The following is a 4,527-nucleotide window of genomic DNA, read 5'->3' as shown; positions in this document are numbered from 1 at the left end:
ATGCCGGACCTTCTGTCGAAGGAGCCGCTTGCCTTCGCCACCCGCTATGATGAGCCGGACCTGTTGATCTGGATGAACCTGTTCCTCAACCAGGTCACTATCGACGGCCGCCTGCAGAAGAACCTCGACTACTGGGTCAATTCCGACGCCTGGAAGAAGGATCACTAAGCAGCGATAAATCCAGGCGGTTTCGCGCGCATCTTAAACGCCGCGAAGCCGCCCGGAATTTCGTTTCATCTGTCGTTGCCTGCGCTCTGGGGATTTCACCCAACGATGCTCGAAAATTTCAGTTTCCGCACCATCGTCGAATACCTGCCGTTGTTCGGACAGGGCCTGGTCACGACCGTTTGGCTGTCGGCGCTGTCCTTTGTCGGCGCGCTCATCGTCGGCATCGTGCTGTGCGCCATGAATCTGCAGCGCGGCTGGCTGTTTCGCGCCCCGGCCAAGGCCTATATCGATGCGGTGCGTGCCACGCCCTTGCTGGCGCAGCTCTATTTTCTTTATTTCGGCCTGCCCCGGCTCGGCTTCGTTCTGCCGGAACTCGTCGTCGGCATCCTCGCGTTGTCGCTGAACAGCGGCGCCTATATCGCTGAAATCATTCGCGCCGGCATCCTGTCGATCCCGCGCGGCCAGGTCGAGGCCAGCGTCGCTTCGGGCATGACCTATGTCCAGCGCATGCGCCTTGTCGTCCTGCCGCAAGCCTTCAAGGTGACGATCCCGCCGCTGCTCGGCCAGGCGATCGTGCTGGTCAAGGATTCCGCCCTTTTGTCGCTGATCTCGGTTTCGGAACTGACACGCGCCGGTCAATTGCTCGCCTCCGACCGCTTCATGCCGGCGGAAGGCTTCCTCACCATCGCCGCCTTCTATCTGCTGCTCTATTACGGCCTGAAAGGACTGGCTGGGCTCTCCAGCCGCTGGCTCGGCACAGCGGGGGCGCGGACATGATCTGGCAACAACTGCAAAGCCTCGCCGGCTCCTATCCACTGGCCCTGCGCGGCCTCGGCATGACCGTGTTGCTGTCGCTGATCAGCCTGGTGCTCGGCACGCTGCTCGGCTTCGCCCTCGGCATCCTGCGGACCGGCGGCAACCGTCTGATCTCGGGTTTGATCGGGGCCTGGGTCGACCTGATCCGCGGCACGCCGTTCCTGGTGCAGATCTTCCTGATCTTCTTCATCCTGCCTGAGTTCGGCATCGAACTCGATGCCTTCACCGCCGGCATCATCGCGCTGACCAATCTGGCTGCCTGCTTCATCTGCGAGATCGTCGTCGCCGGCATCCGCTCGGTGCCGACAGGCCAGGTCGAGGCGGCACTGGCGTCCGGCCTGTCGCGCTGGCAGCGCATGCGCCAGGTGGTGCTGCCGCAGGCGATGCGCATCGTGCTGCCGCCATTGGTCGGGCAGTATGTGCTGCTGATCAAGGATTCTTCTGTCGTCTCGGCCATCGGATTGACCGACCTCACCCGCGTCGGCTGGCTGGTGGTGCAGCGTGTGCCCAACGGCCTGCTGGTGTTCTTCCTCGTCGGCGTCGGCTATTTCATCGTCTGCTATCCGCTGATCATGCTGGCCCGCCGGCTGGAGCAGCGCATGGGCGCGGCGCATGCCGAGGTGCAGTTGTGACTTCCAACCCCAAAGGTCCAGAAAACATGACCAAAACGGGCCTTGCCAAAACCGGCATGATCGACTTTCGCGGCGTCAACAAATGGTTCGGCTCGCTCAACGTGCTCAAGGACATCACGCTCAGCGTCGAACCGCGCGAAGTGGTCGTCGTCTGCGGCCCGAGCGGCTCGGGCAAAAGCACTCTGATCCGCTGCGTCAACGGCCTGGAGGCGATCAAGGACGGCGATCTCGTCGTCGACGGCCAGCGCCTGGGCGACCCCGCCACCAACATGACCCAGCTGCGCACCGAGATCGGCTTCGTCTTCCAGTCGTTCAACCTCTACCCGCATAAGACGGCACTCGAAAACGTCACGCTCGCCCCCATCCATGTCCGCAAGATCCCGCGTGCCGAAGCCGAAAAGGCCGGCCGCGAATTGCTGGCCAAGGTAGGCCTCGCCGACAAGGTCAATGCCTATCCAGCACAGCTCTCCGGCGGCCAGCAGCAGCGCGTGGCGATCGCGCGTTGCCTCGGCATGCGGCCCAAAATCATGCTGTTCGACGAGCCGACCTCGGCGCTCGATCCCGAGATGATTTCCGAAGTGCTCGACGTCATGGTCGCGGTCGCCGAGGAAGGCATGACCATGATGGTGGTGACGCACGAGATGGGCTTTGCCCGCAAGGTCGCCCAGCGCGTGGTGTTCATGGACGCTGGCGCCATCGTCGAAAGCGGCACGCCCGACGAGTTCTTCTCACACCCCAAGACCGACCGCAGCCGCGCTTTCCTGAGCAAGATTCTGCGGCACTAAAGGCGGGCGGTCAGGTCGCCTCTTCCGCGCTGCCGCCAATCGCAAACGCTGCCGGGCCGCCGCGCCGCCTGAGCAGCGCGATGGCGAGGAAGGCGATGACGCCGCTCGCGGCGACGACCACCAGCACCCACAGGGAATTGGCGACCGATGTCCGCGCCATCATGAAGGCGAGCGCGAACGGCGCAAAGGCCGAGGTGAACTGACGGGCAGCGCTCGCCCATCCCAGCCGCGCGCCATAGCCTTCGCGGCCGAAGAGTTCGAGCGGCAAGGTGCCGCCGACGATGCTGGTGAGGCCGGAGCCGAGGCCGAACAGGAACACGAACACGAAGGCGCCGGGCAGCCATGGCGTGGTCAGCAACAGCGCACACAGCCCGGCCGTGAGCAGTGACGCGGCAATGACGGCAAGGTGCGTCTGCTGCAGCCGCCCGCCAAACAGCATGTTGATCAACCGGCTGGCGACCTGCGCCGGCCCGAACAGGGTCGAGACGAAGAGGCCTGCGGTGCCGAGCCCAAGGGCCGCCGTCAGCGGCACCATGTGGATGAGGATCGCCGACAGCACGAAGCCTTCGGTGGCGAACCCCGCCAGCATCAGCAGGAATGCGGCCCGGCCGCGCCGCGCATCGAGCGGCATTCCCGCTTCATCGGGGGCGGAGCCGCGCTCATGCGGCGTGACCGTTGCGTGGCGACGCGACAGGCGCATCAGCCAGGCGTGGATCGGCAGGCATAGGCCGAGATTGAGAGCGGCGAACAAAAGGTAGACCTCGCGCCATGTGAGATGCGCATGCAGCGCCGAGGTCAGCGGCCAGAACAGGGTAGAGGCAAACCCGGCGATCAGCGTCAGATGGGTGATGCTGCGTTGCGGCCGGGGAACCCCGACCTGCACGATCAACACGAAGGCAGCGCTGTAGAGGACGAAGCTGGAGGCCAGTTCCATCGCCAGCAATCCCAGAACGAAGCTCACGCGGCCGGGTGCGACGGCGCACAGCGCCAGCGCCACAGCCGCCGCGACCGAGCCGACGGTCATGAGGCGGCCGGCGCCGAAGCGGTCGGCCCACCGCCCGGCAGTCGGCGCGAACAGGCTGCCGGCAAACAGCGAGGCCGACAGGGCTGCGAATACCCAGCCTTCCGTGAGCCCGAACTCGCGTGCCATTGCCGGCGCCAGCATCGAGAAGCTGTAATAGAGCGTGCCGTAGCCGATGATCTGGGTCAGCCCAAGCGCCCAGATCGCCTTGCGCAGGACGGACCGGTCAGGCATCGATGCCGGCCGATACGGCTCTTCTCGGCTCGGCATCGGTTGCGCAGCCGCAACCCGATGCGCCGGGTGCCTTGGCGTCCGCATCCCTGACGCAGCAGGCATCGACAGCGGCGGGAGCAGCCCCGCCACAGCAGCCGGCGCTTTCCGATACCGTCGCGACACCGACGGCACTGCACACGCCGGTCTCCGGCAGCACCAGCCGCACCTCGCGGGCCGCGGCATGGTCTCCGGCAATATCGGCCACCACCGAGCGGACCTGCTCGTAGCCGGTCGCCATCAGGAAGGTCGGGGCACGGCCGTAGGATTTCGAGCCGACGATGGTGAAACCGGGTTCGGGATGCGCGAGCTCCGCAATGCCATGCGCGGGAACCGTGCCGCATGAGTGGAAGTTCGGATCGATCAGCGGCGCCAGTGCCGGCGGCGCTTCGACGACGGGATCGAGCGCGATGCGGATTTCGCCGAGGAACGACAGGTCTGGCCTGAAGCCGGTGGTGACGACGATGCGGTCCACGGCCATGCTGAACGGCTTGCCGGCGAGGTGGGCGTCGACGGCAAGCTTCTCGCCTTGCGTCTCGATGCGGTCGACGGCGAAGCCCGTCAGCATGTTCAGCCTGCCGTCCGCCATCGCCTGCCTGGCGGCCAGCCCGAGCGCGCCACGTTCCGGCAACTGGTCGTTCAGCCCGCCGCCGAGCAATCTCTCGATGCTGGCGTGCCGCAGCGCCCAGAAGATTTCGGTGCCAGGCACGCCATCCTGCAACTCCATCAGCGCCAGCGCGACGTTGATGGCCGAGTGCCCGCCGCCGATGACCAGGATGCGCTTGCCCGCATAGTCTTCTCTCGCCTTGCCGACCACGTCGGGAATGCCATAGGC

General features: G+C 65.7%; 4 protein-coding genes and 1 pseudogene. 3 read left to right on the top strand and 2 right to left on the bottom strand.

The window, feature by feature from the left end; all coding sequences use genetic code 11:
- Nucleotides 1-273 precede the first annotated feature (273 nt).
- From ENZ75_RS22125 to ENZ75_RS22115, 3 genes are read left to right on the top strand one after another with little or no spacing between them, the layout of a single operon-like run.
- On the top strand, nucleotides 274-945 hold the full coding sequence (locus ENZ75_RS22125) for an amino acid ABC transporter permease (RefSeq protein ID WP_013530557.1): 672 nt from the start codon (nucleotides 274-276) through the stop codon (nucleotides 943-945).
- Nucleotides 942-1,616 (top strand): amino acid ABC transporter permease, encoded by a 675-nt coding sequence (locus tag ENZ75_RS22120; RefSeq protein ID WP_063168655.1) that lies wholly within the window; start codon nucleotides 942-944, stop codon nucleotides 1,614-1,616. The genes ENZ75_RS22125 and ENZ75_RS22120 overlap by 4 nt, the downstream gene beginning before the upstream one ends.
- A 56-nt stretch (nucleotides 1,617-1,672) precedes the next feature.
- Nucleotides 1,673-2,401, top strand: coding sequence for an amino acid ABC transporter ATP-binding protein (locus tag ENZ75_RS22115; RefSeq protein WP_024501778.1), 729 nt, complete (start codon nucleotides 1,673-1,675; stop codon nucleotides 2,399-2,401).
- Nucleotides 2,402-2,411: 10 nt separating this feature from the next.
- Here the strand turns inward: ENZ75_RS22115 and arsK are convergent, their stop codons facing one another.
- Together arsK and ENZ75_RS22105 are read right to left on the bottom strand one after the other, a co-directional pair.
- Nucleotides 2,412-3,656, bottom strand: coding sequence for an arsenite efflux MFS transporter ArsK (gene arsK / locus ENZ75_RS22110; RefSeq protein ID WP_063168656.1), 1,245 nt, complete (start codon nucleotides 3,654-3,656; stop codon nucleotides 2,412-2,414).
- Nucleotides 3,649-4,527, bottom strand: a pseudogene (locus ENZ75_RS22105) (NAD(P)-binding domain-containing protein); the annotation flags it as partial. The gene arsK and the pseudogene ENZ75_RS22105, both read right to left, overlap by 8 nt.

It is taken from the genome of Mesorhizobium sp. M7A.F.Ca.CA.002.04.1.1 (genome assembly GCF_004022805.1).
Classification (GTDB): Bacteria; Pseudomonadota; Alphaproteobacteria; order Rhizobiales; family Rhizobiaceae; genus Mesorhizobium; species Mesorhizobium ciceri.
Note: the sequence above shows the minus strand (reverse complement) of the source record. Positions and strands in the feature narration are given on the sequence as shown.